Raw genomic sequence first — 1181 nt, forward strand, 5'->3', positions numbered from 1 at the left:
TACTCCCGCCTATCCTACACATCCTGTACCCAATTTCAATGTTAAGCTATAGTGAAGGTTCATGGGGTCTTTCCGTCCCGTTGCGGGTAATCGGCGTCTTCACCGATACCACAATTTCACCGAGCTCATGGCTGAGACAGCGCCCAGATCGTTACACCATTCGTGCAGGTCGGAACTTACCCGACAAGGAATTTCGCTACCTTAGGACCGTTATAGTTACGGCCGCCGTTTACTGGGGCTTCGATTCAATGCTTCGCCTTGCGACTAACATCCCCTCTTAACCTTCCAGCACCGGGCAGGTGTCAGGCCTTATACCTCATCTTTCGATTTTGCAAAGCCATATGTTTTTGCTAAACAGTCGCCTGGGCCTTTTCACTGCGGCTGCTCCTCTCAGAGACAGCGCCCCTTCTCCCGAAGTTACAGGGCCATTTTGCCGAGTTCCTTAGCCATGACTCACTCGAGCACCTTAGGATTCTCTCCTCGACTACCTGTGTCGGTTTACGGTACGGGTTTTATATACCTGAAGCTTAGCGGGTTTTCTTGGAAGTCTGATTACCTGCTCTATCTGCGCTCCCGAAGGTTTGCAGTACTATTGGGGTTCAGCTAGGTCCGCGGATTTGCCTACGGTCCTAATACCTACGCCTTTTAACCAGCTATTCCGTCAGCTGGCGGCAGTGTCACTACTCCGTCACCACATCGCAGTATATAAAAGTACTGGAATATTAACCAGTTGTCCATCGGCTTTCACCCTTCGGTTGCGCCTTAGGCCCCGACTAACCCTGATCCGATTAGCGTTGATCAGGAAACCTTAGTCTTTCGGTGGGCGGGTTTCTCACCCGCCTTATCGTTACTTATGCCTACATTTGCTTTTCTATAATCTCCACACTACATCACCATAGTGCTTCACCGACGATAGAATGCTCCCCTACCAGTACATCGTATGATGTAATCCATAGCTTCGGTAGTAATCTTGATGCCCGTTTATTATCCACGCCCGGTCGCTCGACTAGTGAGCTGTTACGCACTCTTTAAATGAATGGCTGCTTCCAAGCCAACATCCTAGCTGTCTGGGCAACCGGACCTCGTTAGTTCAACTTAGACTACATTTGGGGACCTTAGCTGATGGTCTGGGTTCTTTCCCTCTCGGCCTTGGACCTTAGCACCCAAAGCCTCACTGCCGA

General features: G+C 50.4%; 1 rRNA gene. It reads right to left on the bottom strand.

Going from position 1 to position 1181, the window contains the following annotated elements:
* Positions 1-1181, bottom strand: a 23S ribosomal RNA gene (locus tag H8B04_RS16825); the annotation flags it as partial.

The organism is Sphingobacterium litopenaei, assembly GCF_014692495.1.
Classification (GTDB): domain Bacteria; phylum Bacteroidota; class Bacteroidia; order Sphingobacteriales; family Sphingobacteriaceae; genus Sphingobacterium; species Sphingobacterium litopenaei.